The sequence below is a fragment of the Streptomyces sp. NBC_00663 genome, from assembly GCF_036226885.1.
Taxonomy (GTDB): Bacteria; Actinomycetota; Actinomycetes; order Streptomycetales; family Streptomycetaceae; genus Streptomyces.
On sequence record NZ_CP109027.1, the window covers coordinates 7117779 to 7139203 of the forward strand.

Sequence of the window (21425 nt, forward strand, 5' to 3'; positions counted from 1 at the left end):
GGTCTCCCTGTCGGCATCAATTCCCCAGGAGACACCGGCGCAGTCACCGGATCTCCCCACGCGCGCGGCGCGTACGTACGGCTCGGCCTTCTCCCGGAGGCGGGGGCCCGGCGGTGCGGACGGCCCGCCGGACCTGAGAGGGCCCCTTGAGCAACACGCGACATGTCCCGGTGATGCTCCAGCGCTGCCTGGACATGTTGGCCCCCGCCCTGCGGGCCCCCGGAGCGGTCGTCGTCGACTGCACCCTCGGTCTCGGCGGCCACAGTGAGGCCCTTCTCCAGCAGTTCCCCGACGTCCGTCTGGTCGCTCTCGACCGCGACAAGGAGGCCCTGCGCCTGTCCGGCGAGCGCCTCGCGCCCTACGGGGAGCGCGCCACCCTCGTCCACGCGGTCTACGACGAGCTTCCGGACGTTCTCGACCGACTCCGCGTCCCGCGCGTGCAGGGCGTCCTGTTCGACCTCGGCGTCTCCTCCATGCAGCTCGACGAGGCCGACCGCGGTTTCGCCTACGCCCAGGACGCCCCGCTCGACATGCGCATGGACCAGACGACCGGCATGAGCGCCGCCGAGGTCCTCAACACCTACCCGCCGGGCGAGCTGGTGCGGATCCTGCGGGCGTACGGCGAGGAGAAGCAGGCCAAGAGGATCGTCGCCGCCGTCGTGCGCGAGCGCGCGAAGGAGCCGTTCAGCAACAGCGCGCGGCTCGTCGAGCTGATCAGGGACTCCCTGCCGCAGGCCGCCAAGCGCACCGGCGGCAACCCGGCCAAGCGCACCTTCCAGGCGCTGCGCATCGAGGTCAACGGTGAACTCTCGGTCCTGGAGCGGGCGATCCCGGCCGCGGTGAAGGCGCTCGACGTGGGCGGACGGATCGCCGTGCTGTCGTACCACTCGCTCGAGGACCGGCTGGTGAAGCAGGTGTTCGCGGCCGGCGCCGCCAACACCGCGCCCCCCGGCCTCCCGGTGGTCCCCGAGCAGTACCAGCCGCGGCTCAAGCTGCTCACGCGCGGTGCCGAACTTCCCACCGAGGAAGAGGTCGCCGAGAACCGGCGGGCGGCCCCCGCGCGGCTGCGTGGAGCCGAGCGGATCAGGGCGGACATCGAGTGAGGAGCGGAGTGAGCAGGAAACCCGAACTGAGGGGGCGGGCGGCTCGTCTCGCGCGACTCCTTCCCTCCCCTTCCGGCTCCCGCCAGGCGGCCCGCACCCCGTTCGTGCTCCTCGTCGTGCTCCTTCTCGGCGGCGGCCTCATCGGGCTCCTGGTGCTGAACTCCGCGCTCAGCGAAGGGTCGTTCAAACTCGACGACCTGGAGAAGGAGACGAAGAGCCTCACCGACCAGCAGCAGGCTCTCCAGCGCGACATCGACGCCTACTCCGCCCCCGATGCCCTCCAGCGCCGCGCCCGCGAACTCGGCATGGTCCCCGGCGGCGACCCCGCCTTCCTCGACCCCGACGGCACCGTCAAGGGCGTCCCGGGCGCCGCGGCCGAGCAGTCCTCGGCCCAGGTCGTCCGGCCGCCCGAGGCCATGCCCCTCACGGCCACGTCCCCGACGCCCGCGTCCCCGACTCCCACGGCCACGGCGCCGACACCCACGCCCGTACCCACCCCCACAGTCACCCCCTCCACCGCACCGTCCTCCGCGACCCCGACCCCCGGCAGGTGACGGAAGTGTCCGACAGGGAACCGCCGCGCCGCCGTGTGCCCGGACCCGCCAGGCCCGCGGGCGACGGCCGCCGACGCCCCGCAGGACCCGGCGCGCGCCCGGTCCGCCGCCCGGTGCCGCCCCGCCCCGCGGCCCCCCGCGCCACGGCCCCGCGCCCGCTCCGGCTCGGCAGCCCCCGGCCCCGGCTGCGCATGGTCAGCCTCGCCCTGACCCTGGTGATGATCGCCTTCGTCGTCCGGCTGCTCCAGGTCCAGGCCGTCGACGCGAGCACCTACGCCGCCAAGGCCGAGCAGAACCGGTACGTCGGCTACACCCTGGCTGCCGAGCGCGGCCAGATCACCGACCGGGCCGGCGTGGCCCTCGCGACCAGCGTGGACGCGTACGACATCACGGCCGACCCCACGCTCTTCAAGCGCAAGCAGCTCAAGATCGACGACGGGCCCGAGCAGGCGGCCGCGCTGCTCGCCCCGATCCTCGGGCAGGAGCAGAGCGAGCTGACCGAGAAGCTCCGCACCAAGGGGCAGTACGTCAAGCTCGCCGGGCGGCAGACGCCGCAGGTCTGGAAGCAGATCAAGGACCTCAAGAGCGCGCTCGCCACAAAGGCCGAGGAGGGCACCGGCGTCAATGTGCTCGCCGGTGTCTTCGCCGTCGCCACCAGCAAGCGCGTGTATCCCAACGGGGATCTCGCCGCCGGGATACTGGGCTGGGTCAACGCCGACGGCAAGGGCGGCGGCGGAGTCGAGCAGCAGCTGAACAAGACGCTGACCGGCAAGGACGGCAAGATCCGGTACGCCCAGTCCGGAGGCCGGCAGGTCCCGACCGCGGGCTCGACGGAGACGCCCGCCGTGCCCGGCAGCGACGTCGAGCTCACCATCGACCGTGACATCCAGTGGGCCGCGCAGAACGCCATCAGCGAGCAGGTGGAGAAGTCCAAGGCGGACCGCGGGTACGTGATAGTGCAGGACACGAAGACCGGCGAGATCCTCGCCATGGCCAACTCGCCCGGCTTCGACCCCGGCGACCTCACCCAGGCCGACCCGAGCACCCTGCACAACTGGGCCCTGGAGGACGCCTACGAGCCCGGCTCCACCGCCAAGGTCATGTCGATGGCCGCCGTACTGGAGGAGAACGCCGCGACGCCGCTGACGCATGTCACCGTGCCCAACCGGCTGCACCGCGGCGACCGCCTCTTCAAGGACGACATCGACCACAAGACCTGGTACCTCACGCTCAACGGCGTGCTCGCCATGTCCAGCAACATCGGCACCATCCTGGCGACCGGCCAACTCGGCAAGACCCAGACGCAGTCCAACGAGATCCTGTACTCGTACCTGCGCAAGTTCGGCCTCGGCAGCTACAGCGGCCTGGACTTCCCCGGCGAGACGAAGGGCATCCTCGCGGCGCCCCAGGACTGGTCGACCTCGCAGCAGTACACGATTCCTTTCGGCCAGGGCGTCTCCCTCAACGCGATGCAGGCGGCCTCCGTCTACTCGACGATCGCCAACGGCGGCGTGCGCGTCGAACCCACCCTGGTGCGCGGCACTCAGGGACCCGACGGACGCTTCACGCCCGCCGCCAAGCCCAAGAAGTCAAGGGTGGTCAGCGAGAAGACGGCGAAGACCCTCGCCCGGATGCTGGAGTCGGTCGTGGACGACGAGGCGGGTACCGGTGCCAAGGCGCGTATTCCGGGGTACCGGGTCGCGGGCAAGACGGGTACGGCCAACCGTGTGGATCCGGCCACCGGCAAGTACCGCGGCTACACCTCGTCGTTCGCCGGATTCGCGCCCGCCGACAGCCCCCGCATCACCGTGTACTGCGCCATCCAGAACGCCACCAAGGGCAACTACTTCGGCGGCCAGATCTGCGGCCCCGTCTACAAGCAGGTCATGGAGTTCGCCCTGAAGTCCCTCCAGGTCCCACCGACGGGAACCAAGTCCGCCCCTCTCCCCGTCACCTTCACACCCTGATCAGTACGAGCAGCCAGGAACCACCTCGTGACAACGATCACTCCCGATTCCGGGAACCAGAGCACGCCCACGCCCTCGCTTCGCTCCGAAGCGGGTGTGCCCGGTACGCTCACCGCCGTGCCACACGCTGATCAGTCCCAAACCACCCAGAAGGGCCATCCCGTGACATATCCGGGACCGCCCCGGCCGGTCCGGGTCTCCGCCACACCCCTCGCGGAACTCGCCGATCAGCTGGGTGCCGCGCAGCCGGACAGCACCGCCGAGGTCACGGGCATCACCCATGACTCGCGCGCGGTCCGCCCCGGCGACCTGTACGCCGCCCTCCCGGGCGCCCGCCTGCACGGCGCCGACTTCGTCACCCAGGCCGCCGGCCTCGGCGCGGTCGCCGTGCTCACCGACCCCACCGGCGCCGAACGCGCCGCGGCGACCGGCCTGCCGGTCCTCGTCGTGGCCGACCCGCGCGCGCGGATGGGCGAACTGGCGGCCACCATCTACGGCCGCCCGGGCTGCGATCTGCTCCAGATCGGCATCACCGGCACCTCCGGCAAGACCACCACCGCCTATCTCGTCGAGGGCGGACTGAAGACCAAGAACAACACCGGTCTGATCGGCACCGTCGAGATGCGGATCGGCGACGAGCGCATCAAGTCCGAGCGCACCACCCCCGAAGCCACCGATCTCCAGGCCCTGTTCGCGGTCATGCGCGAACGCGGCGTGGAGGCCGTCGCGATGGAGGTCTCCAGCCACGCCCTGGTCCTCGGCCGGGTCGACGGCTGTGTCTTCGACATCGGTGTGTTCACCAACCTCAGCCCGGAACACATGGAGTTCCACTCCGACATGGAGGACTACTTCCGGGCCAAGGCACAGCTGTTCACGCCGGAACGCAGCAAGCTGGGTGTCGTCAACTTCGACGACGAGTACGGCCGACGGCTCGTCGAGGAGGCCACGGTCCCCGTGGTCACCTTCTCCGCCGAGGGGCACCCGGACGCCGACTGGCGCGCCGAGAGCGTCCAGGTCGGCCCGATGGACTCGACGTTCACCGTGATCGGTCCGCAGGGCGAGCGCCTCCGCGCCAGGTCCCCGCTGGCCGGCCCCTTCAACGTGGCCAACACGCTCGCCGCGATCGTCGCCCTCGCCGTCGCCGGGCTCGACCCGCAGACTGCCGCCGACGGCGTCGCCGCGGTGCCGGGTGTGCCGGGCCGGCTGGAGCGCGTGGACGTCGGACAGCCCTATCTCGCGGTCGTGGACTACGCCCACAAGACCGACGCCGTCGAATCGGTCCTCAAGGCGCTCCGCAAGGTCACCGAGGGCAGCCTGCACGTCGTGCTCGGCTGCGGCGGCGACCGGGACACGACCAAGCGCGCGCCGATGGGCGCCGCCGTGGCGCGGCTCGCCGACACCGCCGTACTGACCTCCGACAACCCCCGCTCCGAGGACCCCCTCGCGATCCTCGCCACCATGCTCCAGGGCGCGGCGTCCGTACCGGTGCACGAGCGCGGCGAGGTCCAGGTCTTCGAGGACCGGGCCGCCGCGATCGCCGCCGCCGTCGCCCGGGCACGGCCCGGGGACACCGTGCTGGTCGCGGGCAAGGGCCATGAGCAGGGCCAGGACATCGCCGGGGTGGTCCGTCCCTTCGACGACCGCCAGGTGCTTCGAGAAGCCATCCAGAAGACCCAGGGATGAACTTGTGATCGCCCTCTCTCTCGCCGAGATCGCAGCAGTCGTCGGCGGGCAGACCCACGACATACCGGATCCGTCCGTCCAGGTCACCGGGCCGGTCGTCCGGGACTCCCGAGAAGTGGAGTCCGGCAGCCTCTTCGTCGCCTTCGTCGGCGAGCGCGTCGACGGCCACGACTTCGCGGCCCAGGTCGTCGAGGCGGGCGCGGTCGCCGTGCTGGCGTCGCACCCCGTCGGCGTGCCCGCGATCGTCGTGGACGACGTCCAGAAGGCCCTCGGTGCCCTCGCGCGTGATGTCGTACGACGGCTCGGCGCGACCCTCGTGGCGCTGACCGGCTCGGCCGGCAAGACCAGCACCAAGGACCTGATCGCCCAGGTGCTCCAGCACAAGGCACCGACCGTGTGGACCCCGGGTTCGCTCAACAACGAGATCGGGCTCCCGCTGACCGCCCTGTCCGCCACCGAGGAGACGCAGTTCCTCGTACTGGAGATGGGCGCCCGCGGTATCGGCCACATCCGCTACCTCGCCGAACTGACGCCCCCGAAGATCGGCCTGGTCCTCAACGTCGGCACCGCCCACATCGGCGAGTTCGGCGGCCGGGAGCAGATCGCGCAGGCCAAGGGCGAGCTCGTCGAGGGGCTTCCGCCCGCGGCGGACGGCGGCACGGCGGTCCTCAACGCCGACGATCCCCTCGTACGGGCCATGGCATCCCGTACGAAGGCGAAGGTGATCCTTTTCGGAGAGTCCGACGAAGCGGACGTACGCGCCGAGAACGTGAGACTCACGGACACGGGACAGCCGGCCTTCAGGCTTCGCACACCCTCCGGTGACAGTGACGTGACCATGCGCCTGTACGGTGAGCACCACGTGTCGAACGCGCTCGCCGCGGCCGCCGTCGCCCATGAGCTGGGCATGTCCGCGGAAGAGATCGCCACCGCGCTCTCCGAGGCGGGCTCCCTCTCCCGCTGGCGGATGGAGGTCACCGAGCGCCCGGACGGCGTGACCGTCGTCAACGACGCCTACAACGCCAACCCCGAATCCATGCGGGCCGCATTGCGCGCGCTCGTGGCCATGGGCCGGGGGCGGCGGACCTGGGCGGTGCTCGGCAAGATGGCCGAGCTCGGGGACGAGGCGCTCGCCGAGCACGACGCGGTCGGACGGCTCGCCGTCCGGCTCAACGTCAGCAAGCTCGTCGCGGTCGGGGGGATCGAAGCCTCCTGGCTGCAACTGGGCGCATATAACGAGGGTTCGTGGGGTGAGGAGTCGGTGCACGTGTCCGACGCACAGGCGGCGGTCGACCTGTTGCGCAGTCAGCTGCGCCCGGGAGACGTCGTACTCGTGAAGGCGTCCCGTTCGGTCGGCCTGGAGAGTGTCGCCGCGGCGCTGCTCGGCGCCGAGGGTGAGGTTGCCGCGCGATGATGAAGCAGATCCTGTTCGCAGGAGTCATTGGTCTGTTCCTGACCCTGGTGGGCACCCCGCTGCTGATCAAGCTGCTCGCGCGCAAGGGCTACGGCCAGTACATCCGCGACGACGGCCCGCGCGAGCACGCCAGCAAGCGCGGTACGCCGACCATGGGTGGTATCGCCTTCATCCTGGCGACGGTCGCCGCCTACTTCCTGTCCAAGGTCATCACCGGCTACCCGCCCACCTACTCGGGCCTGTTGGTGCTCGGTCTGATGGTCGGCATGGGCCTGGTCGGCTTCCTCGACGACTACATCAAGATCGTCAAGCGACGCTCGCTCGGTCTGCGGGCCAAGGCGAAGATGGCCGGCCAGCTGATCGTCGGCATCAGCTTCGCGGTGCTCGCGCTGATGTTCCCGGACGCCCGCAACAACACCCCGGCCTCCGACAAGTTGTCGTTCATCACGGACTTCGGCTGGAAGATCGGCCCCGTGCTGTTCGTGATCTGGGCGCTGTTCATGATTCTCGCCATGTCGAACGGCGTGAACCTGACGGACGGTCTGGACGGCCTGGCCACCGGTGCCTCGGTGCTCGTCTTCGGCGCCTACACGTTCATCGGCGTCTGGCAGTTCCAGGAGTCCTGCGCCAACGCGGGCACCCTGACCAACCCGGGCGCCTGTTACGAGGTGCGCGACCCGCTCGACCTGGCCGTCATCGCCTCGGCGCTGATGGGTGCCTGCCTCGGCTTCCTGTGGTGGAACACCTCGCCGGCGAAGATCTTCATGGGCGACACCGGTTCGCTGGCCCTCGGCGGAGTCCTCACGGGTCTGGCCATCTGCTCCCGCACGGAGCTGCTCGTGGCCATCATGGGCGGCCTGTTCGTCCTCATCACCATGTCGGTCGTCATCCAGGTCGGCTCCTTCAAGCTCACTGGCAAGCGCGTCTTCCGGATGGCGCCGTTGCAGCACCACTTCGAACTCAAGGGCTGGTCCGAGGTCCTCGTGGTGGTCCGCTTCTGGATCATCCAGGGCATCTGTGTGATCGTCGGCCTGGGTCTCTTCTACGCGGGATGGGCAGCAGAAAAGTGACCTCCTCGGTGTCCGCGGACTTCCAGGGCAAGCACGTCACCGTCGCCGGACTCGGCGTCTCCGGCATCCCGGCGGCCAAGGTGCTGCACGCGCGCGGGGCGCTCGTCACGGTCGTCAACGACGGCGACGACGCACGCGCGCGTGAGCAGGCCGCCGAGTTGGAGGCGCTCGGCGTCACCGTCCGCCTCGGCGACGGCGCGACCCTGCCCGAGGGCACCGAACTCATCGTCACCGCACCCGGCTGGAAGCCCGACAAGCCGCTGTTCACGGCGGCCCGGGAAGCCGGTGTCGAGGTCTGGGGCGACGTCGAACTCGCCTGGCGCCTGCGCGGCCCCGACGCGGCCCCCTGGCTCGCGATCACCGGCACCAACGGCAAGACGACGACCACGCAGATGCTGGCGTCCATCCTGAAGGCCGCCGGACTGCGCACCGCCGCCGTCGGCAACATCGGCGTCTCCCTGCTGGACGTGGTCCTCGGCGAGGAGCAGTACGACGTCCTGGCCGTGGAGTTGTCGAGCTACCAGCTCCACTGGGCGCCCTCCCTGCGCGCCCACTCGGCGGCCGTCCTGAACCTCGCCCCGGACCACCTCGACTGGCACGGCTCCATGGAGGCGTACGCGCGCGACAAGGGCCGTGTCTACGAGGGCAATCGCGTCGCCTGCGTCTACAACGTGGCCGACAAGGCCACCGAGGACCTGGTGCGCGAGGCCGACGTCGAGGAGGGCTGCCGGGCCATCGGCTTCACCCTCGGCTCACCCGGCCCCTCCCAACTCGGCGTCGTGGACGGCATCCTGGTCGACCGCGCCTTCGTGGAGAACCGGCAGAAGAACGCCCAGGAGCTCGCCGAGGTCTCCGACGTCAACCCGCCCGCCCCGCACAACATCGCCAACGCCCTTGCGGCGGCGGCCCTCGCGCGCGCCTTCGGGGTGCCCGCCAAGGCCGTACGGGACGGTCTGCGGGCGTTCACCCCGGACGCCCACCGCATCGCGCACGTGGCCGACGTGGACGGCGTCGCGTACGTGGACGACTCCAAGGCCACCAACACCCACGCCGCGGAAGCCTCGTTGGCGGCGTACGAGTCCATCGTGTGGATCGCCGGCGGGCTCGCCAAGGGGGCCTCCTTCGACGAGCTGGTCGCCAAGTCGGCAAAGCGACTTCGGGGCGTGGTGCTGATCGGCGCCGACCGGGCCCTGATCCGCGAAGCCCTCGCGCGACACGCGCCGGAAGTACCCGTGGTCGACCTCGACCGGACCGACACTGGGGCGATGCTCCAGGCGGTGACGGAGGCGAAGCGGCTGGCTCGGCCCGGCGACACGGTGCTGCTGGCCCCGGCCTGCGCCTCCATGGACATGTTCACCAACTACAACAAGCGCGGTGACGCGTTCGCGGAGGCGGTTCGCGAACTCGGCTCCTGACCGACGTAGCGGAGGCTCTGATGCCCAGCAGCCGTACCGGCCGACCGCCCGTGCAGCGGACCGTCAGACGTCCCGCCGCTCCCCGGACCGCGCGCGACAACCCCGTACGACAGCTCTATCTGCGCGCGAAGAAGGCCTGGGACCGGCCGCTGACCGCGTACTACCTCATCCTCGGCGGCAGCCTGCTGATCACCGTGCTGGGGCTGGTGATGGTCTACTCGGCCTCCCAGATCACGGCCCTTCAGATGTCGCTGCCGGGGTCCTTCTTCTTCCGCAAACAGTTCCTGGCCGCCGCCATCGGCGGAGTGCTGCTGCTGGCCGCGTCCCGGATGCCGGTGAAGCTGCACCGGGCGCTGGCCTATCCGATCCTCGCGGGCGCGGTCTTCCTGATGGCCCTGGTGCAGGTGCCGGGGATAGGGATGTCGGTCAACGGCAACCAGAACTGGATCTCGCTCGGCGGCTCCTTCCAGATCCAGCCCAGTGAGTTCGGCAAGCTCGCGCTCGTGCTCTGGGGCGCCGACCTGCTCGCCCGCAAACAGGACAAGAAGCTGCTGACCCAGTGGAAGCACATGCTGGTGCCGCTCGTCCCGGTCGCCTTCATGCTGCTCGGGCTGATCATGCTCGGCGGCGACATGGGCACGGCGATCATCCTCACGGCGATCCTTTTCGGCCTGTTGTGGCTCGCGGGGGCGCCGACCCGGCTGTTCGTGGGGGTGCTGTCGATCGCCGCGCTGATCGGCCTGATCCTCATCAAGACCAGCCCCAACCGCATGGCCCGGCTCGCCTGCATCGGCGCCACCGAGCCCAAGGCGGGGGCCGCCGACTGCTGGCAGGCCGTCCACGGCATCTACGCCCTCGCCTCCGGCGGAATCTTCGGCTCCGGGCTCGGTGCGAGTGTGGAAAAATGGGGCCAACTCCCAGAAGCGCACACGGACTTCATCTTCGCCGTCACCGGTGAGGAACTGGGCCTGGCGGGGACGCTGTCGGTGCTGGCCCTGTTCGCGGCTCTAGGCTATGCGGGTATCCGCGTGGCCGGCCGCACGGAGGACCCCTTCGTCAGGTATGCCGCGGGAGGCGTGACCACCTGGATCACCGCACAGGCGGTGATCAACATCGGTGCGGTGCTCGGCCTGTTGCCGATCGCCGGTGTCCCGCTCCCGCTGTTCTCCTACGGAGGATCCGCCCTGCTGCCGACCATGTTCGCGATCGGGCTGCTGATCGCCTTCGCTCGTGACGAGCCCGCTGCGCGGGCCGCGCTTGCGATGCGGCAACCCCGCTTTGGTAGAAAGCGGGGTGCCGGGGGCTCCGCTCGCAACAGGGAGCCGCGGAGATGGAACACGATGCGACGGCGTGCCTCGGCGGCACGCACGTCCGGAGAGCGGTGAATTTCGGTGCATGTCGTACTCGCCGGTGGGGGGACCGCCGGCCACATCGAGCCCGCGCTCGCCCTCGCGGACGCCCTGCGCAGGCAGGACCCGACCGTGGGAATCACGGCCCTGGGCACGGAGCGCGGCCTGGAGACCACACTCGTTCCGCAGCGGGGCTATGAGCTTGCGCTGATCCCCGCCGTACCGCTGCCACGCAAGCCCACCCCCGAGCTGATCACCGTCCCGGGCCGGCTGCGCGGCACGATCAAGGCCGCCGAGCAGATCCTGGAGCGCACCAAGGCGGACGCCGTCGTCGGCTTCGGCGGGTACGTGGCCCTGCCCGGCTACCTCGCCGCCAAGCGCCTGGGCGTGCCCATCGTGATCCACGAGGCCAACGCCCGCCCCGGCCTGGCCAACAAGATCGGCTCGCGGTACGCCGCCCAGGTCGCCGTCTCCACCCCGGACAGCAAGCTGCGCGGCGCCCGTTACATCGGCATCCCGCTGCGGCGCACCATCGCCACCCTCGACCGGGCCGCCGTCCGCCCCGAGGCCCGCGCGGCGTTCGGCCTCGACCCGAACCTGCCGACCCTGCTGGTCTCCGGCGGCTCCCAGGGCGCCCGTCGTCTCAACGAGGTCGTCCAGCAGGTCGCCCCTTGGCTCCAGCAGGCCGGCATCCAGATCCTGCACGCGGTCGGCCCGAAGAACGAACTGCCGCAGGTGCACCATATGCCGGGGATGCCGCCGTACATCCCGGTACCGTACGTGGACCGGATGGACCTCGCGTACGCCGCGGCCGACATGATGCTCTGCCGCGCGGGCGCGATGACCGTCGCCGAGCTCTCCGCCGTCGGACTCCCGGCCGCCTACGTCCCGCTGCCCATCGGCAACGGTGAACAGCGGCTCAACGCCCAGCCGGTGGTCAAGGCCGGCGGCGGCCTGCTGGTCGACGACGCGGAACTCACCCCGGAGTGGGTCCAGCAGAACGTCCTGCCCGTGCTCGCCGACCCGCACCGGCTGTACCAGATGTCCCGCGCCGCCGCCGAGTTCGGCCGCCGGGACGCCGACGACCTGCTCGTCGGCATGGTGTACGAGGCGATCGCCGCCAACCGTGCACGTCACTAGGAACGTATGACCGAAGGGCAGGGAGCGTGGCCGGACCGACCACCGCCGAACGCGGTGAACGCCAGCAGGAGTCGTCGTCCGCCCCGCCCCCTGTCCGCCGGTTGAGGCCGCCCGGGCCTCGTACGATCATCATCCTGGCCGTCGCGCTGGTTCTCCTCGGCGGCGGTGCCCTCTGGGCCCTGTACGGCTCCCAATGGCTGCGCGTGGAGCGGGTGTCGGTCTCCGGCACCGACGTGCTGACGCCCGCACAGGTGCGCGAGGCGGCCGACGTGCCGCTCGGATCGCCGTTGATTTCCGTCGACACCGATGCGATTGAGGCACGGTTGCTCCGGAAATTGCCCCGAATTGACTCGGTTGACGTGACACGCTCCTGGCCGCACGGAATCGGGCTGAAAGTGGTTGAGCGCACTCCGGTCCTGATTGTCGAAAAGGGCGGAAAGTTTGTCGAAGTGGACGATGACGGCGTCCGTTTTGCCACGGTTTCTCAGGCTCCGAAAGGCATCCCCGCCCTCGAATTGACGGTCTCCGAGTCGGGCTCCGCCGCCGCGAGCCTGCGCCGCTTCGGCGAGGGCCGGCTGGTGCGCGAGGCGGTCCGCGTCGCCGGTGACCTTCCGGCCGCCGTCGCGCGAACGACCCGGACCGTCAAGGTGCGTTCGTACGACGACATCTCGCTGGAGTTGAGCGGTGGCCGCACGGTCGCGTGGGGGAGTGGCGAGAAGGGCGCGGCGAAGGCCCGTACGCTCAGCGCTCTGCTGAAAGCGGCGCCCGATGCGCGGTACTTCGACGTCTCGGTTCCCACCGCCCCTGCGTCATCAGGGAGTTGACGTACATCCGCGCAGGCCAGCACCCTGGTTGGCTACCGCTACGGCTGATCACATAGGGTGAAAAGAAAAACGGGAGGTTCGGCGTGTTCGTTGAACGTGCGCCACTTGTCGACTTAGTGTCCTGTTCAGAAGACTCCAGGGAACAGACACACTGGTAACCCTAAACTTCAACGTTAGGGTTCGGGTCGGCACTATGGACCGTCCCATTCGGCATCCGTCGCGTATCGCATGACCACGCGAGACGACGACACGTAACTCGAGGCGAGAGGCCTTCGACGTGGCAGCACCGCAGAACTACCTCGCAGTCATCAAAGTCATCGGTGTCGGCGGCGGTGGTGTCAATGCCATCAACCGGATGATCGAGGTCGGTCTCAAGGGCGTCGAGTTCATCGCCATCAACACAGACGCGCAGGCGCTGTTGATGAGCGACGCCGACGTCAAGCTCGACGTCGGCCGGGAACTCACCCGCGGACTCGGCGCCGGCGCCAACCCGGCCGTCGGCCGCAAGGCCGCCGAGGACCACCGCGAGGAGATCGAGGAGGTCCTCAAGGGGGCCGACATGGTCTTCGTGACGGCCGGTGAAGGCGGCGGCACCGGCACCGGCGGCGCCCCCGTCGTGGCCAACATCGCCCGCAACCTGGGCGCCCTCACCATCGGCGTGGTCACGCGCCCGTTCACCTTCGAGGGACGGCGCCGCGCCAACCAGGCCGAGGACGGCATCGCGGAACTCCGCGAAGAGGTCGACACCCTCATCGTCATCCCCAACGACCGGCTGCTGTCCATCTCGGACCGCCAGGTCTCGGTCCTCGACGCCTTCAAGTCGGCCGACCAGGTCCTGCTCTCCGGTGTCCAGGGCATCACCGACCTCATCACCACGCCCGGTCTGATCAACCTCGACTTCGCCGACGTCAAGTCGGTCATGTCCGAGGCCGGTTCGGCCCTCATGGGCATCGGCTCGGCCCGCGGCGACGACCGCGCGGTGGCCGCCGCCGAGATGGCGATCTCCTCGCCGCTGCTGGAGGCGTCCATCGACGGCGCCCGCGGTGTCCTGCTCTCCATCTCCGGTGGCTCCGACCTCGGCCTGTTCGAGATCAACGAGGCCGCCCAGCTGGTGAGCGAGGCCGCGCACCCCGAGGCCAACATCATCTTCGGCGCGGTCATCGACGACGCCCTCGGCGACGAGGTCCGGGTCACGGTCATCGCCGCCGGCTTCGACGGCGGCCAGCCGCCGGCCCGCCGGGACAACGTCCTCGGCTCGGCCTCCAACTCGGCCCGCCGCGAAGAGCCCACTCCGGTACGGCAGACCGAGTCCCGCCCGTCCTTCGGTTCGCTCGGCAGCGTCACGCCGAAGGAGGAGCCGGAGCCCGCGCCCGAGCCGGTGGCCGACCTCCCGGTCGCCCCGCCGGTCCCGCCGTCGCGCACCTACTCGGACAGCGCGGCCGAGGAACTGGACGTGCCGGACTTCCTGAAGTGATAGGACGGCGCGACACCGTGAGCGGCGCGCACTTCGCCTTCACCGACCGGTGGGGCGGGGTGAGCGCCGTTCCGTACGAGGAGCTCAATCTCGGCGGGGCGGTCGGCGACGATGCCGACGCCGTCCGTACCAATCGTGAACTGGCCGCCAAGTCGCTGGGGATCGACCCGGCGCGGGTGGTCTGGATGAACCAGGTGCACGGGGCGGAGGTGGCGGTGGTCGCCGAGCCGTGGGGGGACCGGCCGGTACCGGAGGTCGACGCGATCGTCACCGCCGGACGCGGTCTCGCCCTCGCCGTCCTCACCGCCGACTGCACGCCCGTCCTGCTCGCCGACCCGGTCGCCGGAGTCGTCGCGGCGGCTCACGCGGGCCGGCCCGGCATGATCGCGGGGGTCGTCCCCGCCGCCGTACGGGCCATGACCGAACTCGGCGCCGATCCCGCCCGGATCGTCGCCCGCACCGGACCCGCCGTCTGCGGCCGGTGCTACGAAGTGCCGGAGGAGATGCGCGCCGACGTCGCCGCGATCGAGCCCGCGGCGTACGCCGAGACGAGTTGGGGCACCCCGGCCGTCGACGTGACCGCCGGAGTGCACGCACAGCTCGACCGGCTCGGGGTGCGCGACCGGGAGCAGTCGCCGGTGTGCACCCGGGAATCGGGCGACCACTTCTCGTACCGCCGCGATCGCACCACGGGGCGACTCGCGGGATATGTCTGGCTGGACTGAGAGAGCATGACGGACCGTAAGGGCGAACTCGCCGCGAACCTGGCGAAGGTGGAGGAGCGCATCGCCGCCGCGTGCGTGGCCGCGGGGCGCAAGCGCGAAGAGGTGACCCTCATCGTGGTCACCAAGACCTACCCCGCGAGCGATGTGCGGATCCTGTCGGAACTCGGTGTCCGCGACGTCGCCGAGAACAAGGACCAGGACGCGGCCCCCAAGGCCGTCGAATGTTCCGATCTGTCCCTTAATTGGCACTTCGTCGGTCAGCTTCAGACCAACAAGGTGCGTTCCGTGGTCGGTTACGCGGATCTCGTGCAGTCCGTCGATCGTTCGAAGCTGGTGACGGCTCTCTCCAGGGAGGCCGTACGGGCCGAGCGTGAGGTGGGGTGTCTGCTCCAGGTCGCGCTGGACGCGGAGGCGAGCGAGCGCGGGGAGCGGGGTGGCGTAGCGCCCGGCGGAATCGAAGAGTTGGCCGACCTCGTCGCCGGGGCTCCGGGGCTGCGGCTCGACGGACTGATGACCGTCGCACCGCTCACCGGGGAGTACGCGGGGCGCCAACAGGCGGCGTTCGAGCGGTTGATGGATTTGTCGACCGACCTGCGCCGAGCCCATCCGGCTGCGAACATGGTCTCGGCAGGGATGAGTGCGGATCTCGAACAGGCCGTGGCCGCCGGAGCGACACATGTACGCGTCGGTACCGCGGTACTCGGAGTCCGCGCGAGGCTCGGGTAACGTCGCCAGGAAGTCGGACCACAGCAGAAAATATGGTCATTACCGCCGGAAGGCGGGCGTAACGACCTCGTGGATCGCAGGCACTTGGCAGTCGTCAGCAGATCCACCACAGAGCGGAGGACTCAGAGCATGGCCGGCGCGATGCGCAAGATGGCGGTCTACCTCGGCCTCGTGGAGGACGATGGGTACGACGGCCGCGGTTTCGACCCCGACGACGACTTCGAACCCGAACTGGACCCGGAGCCCGAGCGGGACCACCGGCGGCACGAACCGGTGCACCAGTCGCACAGTGCACATCAGTCCCAAAGGGACGAAGAGGTGCGAATCGTGCAACCCTCCACCCCCCGTGAGCCGCTCGCCCGTTCCGCTTCGCTAGCCGCGGAATCCGGACGTCCGGCGCGCATCGCGCCCGTGGCGTCCATCACACAAGAACGCCAGAGCCTGGAGAAGAACGCACCGGTGATCATGCCCAAGGTCGTGTCCGAACGAGAGCCTTACCGGATCACCACGCTTCACCCGCGGACCTACAACGAGGCCCGTACCATCGGGGAACACTTCCGTGAGGGCACCCCGGTGATCATGAATCTGACTGAGATGGATGACACAGACGCGAAGCGACTTGTCGACTTTGCGGCCGGTTTGGTGTTTGGTCTTCACGGCAGCATCGAGCGGGTGACGCAGAAGGTGTTCCTGTTGTCGCCTGCTAACGTCGATGTCACGGCGGAGGACAAGGCCCGTATCGCAGAGGGCGGGTTCTTCAACCAGAGCTGAGACAGACAGACCGGCAACAGCACGAAACAGGGGAGAGGGAAAGAAAGACCATGAGCGTGTTCGCGCAGGTGATCTACATCGCGCTGATGGTGTTCCTCATCGTGCTCATCTTCCGGTTGGTCATGGACTACGTCTTCCAGTTCGCCCGCTCGTGGCAACCTGGCAAGGCGATGGTGGTCGTCCTGGAGGCCACCTACACTGTCACCGATCCACCGCTGAAGCTTCTGCGGCGGTTCATTCCGCCGCTGCGTCTCGGGGGCGTGGCGCTCGACCTGTCCTTCTTCGTACTGATGATCATCGTCTACATCTTGATCTCTATCGTGGGCAATCTCGCGAGGTGACAGTGGACGATACGGTCTTGCCGACTGCCGATGACTACGTTGAGGTGAAGAGATGCCGTTGACCCCCGAGGACGTGCGGAACAAGCAGTTCACGACCGTCCGCCTCCGAGAAGGCTATGACGAGGACGAGGTCGATGCCTTCCTCGACGAGGTCGAAGCCGAACTGACCCGCCTGCTCCGCGAGAACGAGGACCTGCGCGCCAAGCTGGCCGCGGCGACGCGTGCTGCTGCCCAGAACCAGCAGAACATGCGCAAGCCCCCCGAGGGTCCCGGCGGTCCCGGTCCGCAGGACCAGCAGCAGGGCATGCAGCAGCAGGGGATGCCGCAGCAGGGAATGCCCGGGCAGGGCATGCAGCAGCAGGGAATGCCGCAGCAGGGCATGCGTGGGCCTGGCGGCCCCGTGCCCGCCGGCATATCTGGCCCGCCGCAGCAGCAGATGGGCGGCCCCATGGGAGGCCCGCCCCAGCTGCCGAGCGGTGCGCCGCAGCTGCCTGCCGGTCCGAGCGGCGGCCAGGGTGGCCCGCAGGGTCCCGGTCCGATGGGCCAGGGCCCGATGGGTCAGGGTCCGATGGGTCAGGGCCCCATGGGTGGTCAGCCGCCCATGCAGCAGCAGATGGGTGGCCCGATGGGCGGCCCCATGGGCGGTCCGATGGGCGGCCCCGGTCAGGGTCCCGGTGGCGACAGCGCCGCCCGTGTCCTCTCGCTGGCCCAGCAGACCGCCGACCAGGCGATCGCCGAGGCCCGTTCCGAGGCCAACAAGATCGTCGGCGAGGCGCGTTCGCGTGCCGAGGGTCTGGAGCGTGACGCCCGAGCCAAGGCCGACGCCCTGGAGCGGGACGCGCAGGAGAAGCACCGCGTCGCGATGGGCTCCCTGGAGTCCGCCCGCGCCACGCTGGAGCGCAAGGTCGAGGATCTGCGCGGCTTCGAGCGCGAGTACCGCACGCGTCTGAAGTCGTACCTGGAGTCGCAGCTGCGTCAGCTGGAGACCCAGGCCGACGACTCGCTGGCTCCGCCGCGTACCCCGGCGACCGCGTCGCTGCCGCCGTCCCCGGCGCCTTCGATGGCTCCGGCCGGTGCGAGCGCCCCGTCGTACGGTGGCAACCCGGGCGGCATGGGCGGTGCTCCGGCGCCGGCCGGTCCGTCCTACGGCGGCCAGCAGCAGATGTCGCCCGCGATGACCCAGCCGATGGCTCCGGTCCGGCCGCAGGGCCCCGGCCCGATGGGCCAGGCCCCGTCGCCGATGCGCGGGTTCCTCATCGACGAGGACGACAACTGACGAGTTGTAGTACGCCTTAGGCGTCGGCAGCGTTCAAAGGGGCGAGCCCTGGACTTCGGTCCGGGGCTCGCCCCTTTTACGCGGGTTGCTCGGGGGCGGGGTTTCGCTTGTCCGGCGGCATAGTTGAGGGCCCGGCCCCCCCCGCGTGGGGAGACCGGGCCCTCGTAGGTCGTGCGTTACGCCTTGCGCAGGTGGAACGTCAGCGACAGGCCCTCGTCGGTGAACGCGGTGCCGTAGGTGTCGTCCGGCTCGCCCTGGGCGAAGTCCGTCGACAGGACCTCGTCGGCGAGCAGGCCGGCGTGTTCGGTCAGGGCCGCGATCACTGCCGGGTCCGTGGACGTCCAGCGCAGGGCGATCCGGTCGGCGACGTCCAGGCCGCTGTTCTTGCGGGCCTCCTGGATCAGACGGATCGCGTCACGGGCGAGGCCCGCCTGGCGGAGCTCCTCCGTGATCTCCAGGTCCAGGGCGACCGTCGCACCGGAGTCGGAGGCGACCGACCAGCCCTCGCGCGGGGTCTCCGTGATGATGACCTCGTCGGGAGCGAGGGTGATGGTCTCGCCGTCGACCTCGACCGACGCCGTGCCTTCGCGGAGCGCAAGCGACAGTGCCGCCGCGTCGGCGTTCGCGACCGCCTTCGCCACGTCCTGGACGCGCTTGCCGAACCGCTTGCCCAGGGCCCGGAAGTTGGCCTTGGCGGTGGTGTCGACCAGGCTGCCGCCGACCTCGGAGAGGGACGCCAGGGACTCGACGTTCAGCTCCTCCGTGATCTGCGCGTGCAGTTCGGGGTTCAGGGTGTCGAAGCCCGTCACCGCGACCAGCGCGCGCCTCAGCGGCTGACGGGTCTTCACGCCCGACTCCGCGCGCGTGGCACGCCCCAGCTCGACCAGCCGGCGGACGAGGACCATCTGCCGCGACAACTCCGGGTCGATGGCGGAGAGATCGGCCTCCGGCCAGGTGGCCAGGTGGACCGACTCAGGCGCGCCCGGGGACACCGGGACGACCAGGTCCTGCCAGACCCGCTCGGTGATGAACGGGGTCAGCGGCGCCATCAGCTTCGTCACCGTCTCGACGACCTCGTGCAGCGTGCGCAGCGCGGCCTTGTCGCCCTGCCAGAAGCGGCGACGCGAGCGGCGGACGTACCAGTTGGACAGGTCGTCGACGAACGCCGAGAGGAGCTTGCCGGCGCGCTGGGTGTCGTACGCCTCCAGAGCCTGCGTCACCTGGTCGGTGAGCGCGTGGAGTTCGGACAGCAGCCAGCGGTCCAGGACGGGGCGGTCGGCCGGGGCCGGATCCGCCTCGCTGGGCGCCCAGTTGGAGGTGCGGGCGTACAGGGCCTGGAAGGCGACGGTGTTCCAGTACGTGAGGAGCGTCTTGCGGACGACCTCCTGGATCGTGCCGTGGCCCACGCGGCGGGCCGCCCACGGGGAGCCGCCGGCCGCCATGAACCAGCGGACCGCGTCGGCGCCGTGCTGGTCCATCAGCGGGATCGGCTGAAGGATGTTGCCCAGGTGCTTGGACATCTTGCGGCCGTCCTCGGCGAGGATGTGGCCGAGGCAGACGACGTTCTCGTACGACGACTTGTCGAAGACCAGGGTGCCGACCGCCATCAGGGTGTAGAACCAGCCGCGGGTCTGGTCGATGGCCTCGCTGATGAACTGGGCCGGGTAGCGGGACTCGAAGAGTTCCTTGTTCTTGTACGGGTAGCCCCACTGCGCGAACGGCATCGAACCCGAGTCGTACCAGGCGTCGATGACCTCGGGCACGCGCGTGGCCGTCTTGCCGCAGGCGTCCTTGGGGCAGGCGAAGGTGACGTCGTCGATGAACGGGCGGTGCGGGTCCAGGTTCGACTGGTCCGTGCCCGTCAGCTCGGTGAGCTCCGCGCGGGAGCCGACGACCGTGAGGTGGTCGTCCTCGCAGCGCCAGATCGGCAGCGGGGTGCCCCAGTAGCGGTTGCGGGACAGCGCCCAGTCGATGTTGTTGTTCAGCCAGTCGCCGTACCGGCCGTGCTTGACCGTGTCCGGGAACCAGTTGGTGTTCTCGTTCTCCTGGAGGAGGCGGTCCTTGATGGCCGTGGTGCGGATGTACCAGGACGGCTGCGCGTAGTAGAGGAGCGCGGTGTGGCAGCGCCAGCAGTGCGGGTAGCTGTGCTCGTACGGGATGTGCTTGAAGAGGAGGCCGCGGTCGTGGAGGTCTTCCGTGAGCTTCTCGTCCGCCTTCTTGAAGAAGACGCCGCCGACCAGGGGGACGTCCGCCTCGAAGGTGCCGTCGGGGCGGACCGGGTTCACGACCGGGAGGCCGTAGGCGCGGCAGACCTTGAGGTCGTCCTCACCGAAGGCGGGGGACTGGTGGACCAGACCCGTGCCGTCCTCGGTCGTGACGTACTCGGCGTTCACCACGTAGTGGGCGGGCTCCGGGAACTCCACGAGCTCGAACGGACGTTGATACGTCCAGCGCTCCATCTCGGCGCCCGTGAAGGACTGGCCGGTGGTCTCCCAGCCCTCGCCGAGGGCCTTGCCGACGAGCGGCTCGGCGACGACGAGCTTCTCCTGGCCGTCGGTGGCGACGACATAGGTGACGTCGGGGTGCGCGGCGACCGCGGTGTTGGAGACCAGCGTCCAGGGGGTCGTCGTCCACACCAGGAGCGCGGCCTCGCCGGCGAGCGGGCCGGAGGTGAGGGGGAAGCGGACGTACACGGACGGGTCGACGACCGTCTCGTAGCCCTGCGCCAGCTCGTGGTCCGAGAGGCCGGTGCCGCAGCGGGGGCACCAGGGGGCGACGCGGTGGTCCTGGACCAGCAGGTCCTTGTTGAAGATCTCCTTGAGCGACCACCAGACCGATTCGATGTACTCGGGGTCCATCGTGACGTAGGCGTCGTCGAGGTCGACCCAGTAGCCCATGCGGGTCGTCAGCTCGGAGAACGCGTCGGTGTGGCGCAGCACGGAGTCGCGGCAGCGGACGTTGAACTCGGCGATGCCGTACGCCTCGATGTCCTGCTTGCCGCTGAAGCCGAGCTCCTTCTCCACCGCGAGCTCCACGGGCAGGCCGTGGCAGTCCCAGCCGGCCTTGCGGGCCACGTGGTAGCCGCGCATGGTGCGGAAGCGGGGGAAGACGTCCTTGAAGACGCGGGCCTCGATGTGGTGGGCGCCGGGCATGCCGTTGGCGGTGGGCGGGCCCTCGTAGAACACCCATTCGGGGCGGCCCTCGGACTGCTCCAGGCTCTTGGCGAAAATCTTCTGCTCGCGCCAGAAGTCGAGCACGGCGTGCTCAAGGGCGGGCAGGTCGACCTGGGCGGGCACCTGGCGGTACTGCGGCGTTGTCATCAGCGAGCTTCCTCCGGCGGACTTGCTGCCTTCCGTCCGGAGGGACGAGAGCCTTGTCTTTCCTTACGCCGGTGTCGGCGCGCTCCCGCGGTACCACCCTCCTTGGCTCCCCTGTGCGCCGTACGCACCGGTGAGCCCCCTCATTGGGGTCGCGATGCCGGGTCTACTGGCCCTGGGGGCTTTCTTCCGGCGGCTCCGGGGTGATCTTCGCGTCGCGCTCGCCCCCGGGCTTCCACCGTCCCCGGGTCGCTCTGGGCTGCGTACGTCGCTACT

The 21425-nt window shown here is 69.9% G+C and carries 17 protein-coding genes; 16 read left to right on the top strand and 1 reads right to left on the bottom strand.

All coding sequences use genetic code 11. The annotated features are described in order from the left end of the window. Positions 1–146: 146 nt before the first annotated feature. The 16 genes from rsmH to OG866_RS32280 all read left to right on the top strand — a co-directional run bounded on the left by rsmH (position 147) and on the right by OG866_RS32280 (position 17832). Positions 147–1103, top strand: coding sequence for a 16S rRNA (cytosine(1402)-N(4))-methyltransferase RsmH (gene rsmH, locus OG866_RS32205; protein ID WP_329340153.1), 957 nt, complete (start codon positions 147–149; stop codon positions 1101–1103). A gap of 8 nt (positions 1104–1111) precedes the next feature. Next, complete coding sequence (locus OG866_RS32210; protein WP_329340155.1) at positions 1112–1657, top strand: septum formation initiator family protein; 546 nt, start codon at positions 1112–1114, stop codon at positions 1655–1657. A 5-nt stretch (positions 1658–1662) separates the two neighbouring features. Next, a complete protein-coding gene (locus OG866_RS32215; RefSeq protein WP_329340157.1) occupies positions 1663–3624 on the top strand; it encodes a peptidoglycan D,D-transpeptidase FtsI family protein in 1962 nt (653 codons plus the stop codon). 162 nt (positions 3625–3786) lie between these two features. After that, positions 3787–5307, top strand: a complete 1521-nt coding sequence (locus tag OG866_RS32220; RefSeq protein WP_329340158.1) for a UDP-N-acetylmuramoyl-L-alanyl-D-glutamate--2,6-diaminopimelate ligase — start codon at positions 3787–3789, stop codon at positions 5305–5307. A 4-nt stretch (positions 5308–5311) separates the two neighbouring features. Then, positions 5312–6721, top strand: a complete 1410-nt coding sequence (locus OG866_RS32225) for a UDP-N-acetylmuramoyl-tripeptide--D-alanyl-D-alanine ligase (protein ID WP_329340159.1) — start codon at positions 5312–5314, stop codon at positions 6719–6721. Continuing rightward, on the top strand, positions 6718–7791 hold the full coding sequence (gene mraY / locus OG866_RS32230) for a phospho-N-acetylmuramoyl-pentapeptide-transferase (RefSeq protein ID WP_329340161.1): 1074 nt from the start codon (positions 6718–6720) through the stop codon (positions 7789–7791). Before OG866_RS32225 ends, mraY begins: the two co-directional genes overlap by 4 nt. Continuing rightward, positions 7773–9206 carry a UDP-N-acetylmuramoyl-L-alanine--D-glutamate ligase gene (gene murD / locus OG866_RS32235; RefSeq protein WP_329340163.1) on the top strand — a complete coding sequence of 478 codons (1434 nt, stop codon included), beginning with the start codon at positions 7773–7775 and terminating at the stop codon, positions 9204–9206. The genes mraY and murD overlap by 19 nt, the downstream gene beginning before the upstream one ends. A gap of 20 nt (positions 9207–9226) precedes the next feature. After that, a complete protein-coding gene (gene ftsW / locus OG866_RS32240; protein WP_329340165.1) occupies positions 9227–10591 on the top strand; it encodes a putative lipid II flippase FtsW in 1365 nt (454 codons plus the stop codon). A gap of 6 nt (positions 10592–10597) precedes the next feature. After that, entirely contained in the window at positions 10598–11695 is a 1098-nt protein-coding gene (gene murG / locus OG866_RS32245) for an undecaprenyldiphospho-muramoylpentapeptide beta-N-acetylglucosaminyltransferase (protein WP_329340166.1), read from the top strand. 26 nt (positions 11696–11721) lie between these two features. Beyond that, positions 11722–12519, top strand: coding sequence for a cell division protein FtsQ/DivIB (locus tag OG866_RS32250; RefSeq protein WP_329340168.1), 798 nt, complete (start codon positions 11722–11724; stop codon positions 12517–12519). Positions 12520–12796: 277 nt separating this feature from the next. Continuing rightward, complete coding sequence (gene ftsZ, locus OG866_RS32255) at positions 12797–13993, top strand: cell division protein FtsZ (RefSeq protein WP_329340170.1); 1197 nt, start codon at positions 12797–12799, stop codon at positions 13991–13993. Then, the gene (gene pgeF, locus OG866_RS32260; protein ID WP_329340172.1) at positions 13990–14718 is read left to right on the top strand and encodes a peptidoglycan editing factor PgeF; all 729 of its coding nucleotides are present in this window, start codon (positions 13990–13992) and stop codon (positions 14716–14718) included. Before ftsZ ends, pgeF begins: the two co-directional genes overlap by 4 nt. Before the next feature lie 6 nt (positions 14719–14724). Further along, positions 14725–15444: a YggS family pyridoxal phosphate-dependent enzyme gene (locus tag OG866_RS32265; protein ID WP_329340173.1), complete on the top strand. Its 720-nt coding sequence runs from the start codon at positions 14725–14727 to the stop codon at positions 15442–15444. Between the two features lie 129 nt (positions 15445–15573). After that, positions 15574–16215: a cell division protein SepF gene (locus OG866_RS32270; protein WP_329340175.1), complete on the top strand. Its 642-nt coding sequence runs from the start codon at positions 15574–15576 to the stop codon at positions 16213–16215. 50 nt (positions 16216–16265) lie between these two features. Further along, on the top strand, positions 16266–16556 hold the full coding sequence (locus OG866_RS32275; protein WP_004932337.1) for a YggT family protein: 291 nt from the start codon (positions 16266–16268) through the stop codon (positions 16554–16556). Positions 16557–16608: 52 nt separating this feature from the next. Then, entirely contained in the window at positions 16609–17832 is a 1224-nt protein-coding gene (locus tag OG866_RS32280) for a DivIVA domain-containing protein (protein WP_329340180.1), read from the top strand. 176 nt (positions 17833–18008) lie between these two features. On the opposite strand, the gene ileS is transcribed toward OG866_RS32280, so the two are convergent. Further along, a complete protein-coding gene (gene ileS, locus OG866_RS32285; RefSeq protein WP_329340182.1) occupies positions 18009–21152 on the bottom strand; it encodes an isoleucine--tRNA ligase in 3144 nt (1047 codons plus the stop codon). Positions 21153–21425: the final 273 nt, after the last annotated feature.

Excerpts from the sequence above, each read along its gene's own strand:
- mraY (WP_329340161.1), top strand. The coding sequence starts at position 6,718 with ATGATGAAGCAGATCCTGTTCGCAGGAGTCATTGGTCTGTTCCTGACC.
- murD (WP_329340163.1), top strand. The coding sequence starts at position 7,773 with ATGGGCAGCAGAAAAGTGACCTCCTCGGTGTCCGCGGACTTCCAGGGC.
- ftsW (WP_329340165.1), top strand. The coding sequence starts at position 9,227 with ATGCCCAGCAGCCGTACCGGCCGACCGCCCGTGCAGCGGACCGTCAGA.
- OG866_RS32265 (WP_329340173.1), top strand. The coding sequence starts at position 14,725 with ATGACGGACCGTAAGGGCGAACTCGCCGCGAACCTGGCGAAGGTGGAG.
- OG866_RS32270 (WP_329340175.1), top strand. The coding sequence starts at position 15,574 with ATGGCCGGCGCGATGCGCAAGATGGCGGTCTACCTCGGCCTCGTGGAG.
- OG866_RS32275 (WP_004932337.1), top strand. The coding sequence starts at position 16,266 with ATGAGCGTGTTCGCGCAGGTGATCTACATCGCGCTGATGGTGTTCCTC.
- OG866_RS32280 (WP_329340180.1), top strand. The coding sequence starts at position 16,609 with ATGCCGTTGACCCCCGAGGACGTGCGGAACAAGCAGTTCACGACCGTC.
- ileS (WP_329340182.1), bottom strand. The coding sequence starts at position 21,152 with ATGACAACGCCGCAGTACCGCCAGGTGCCCGCCCAGGTCGACCTGCCC.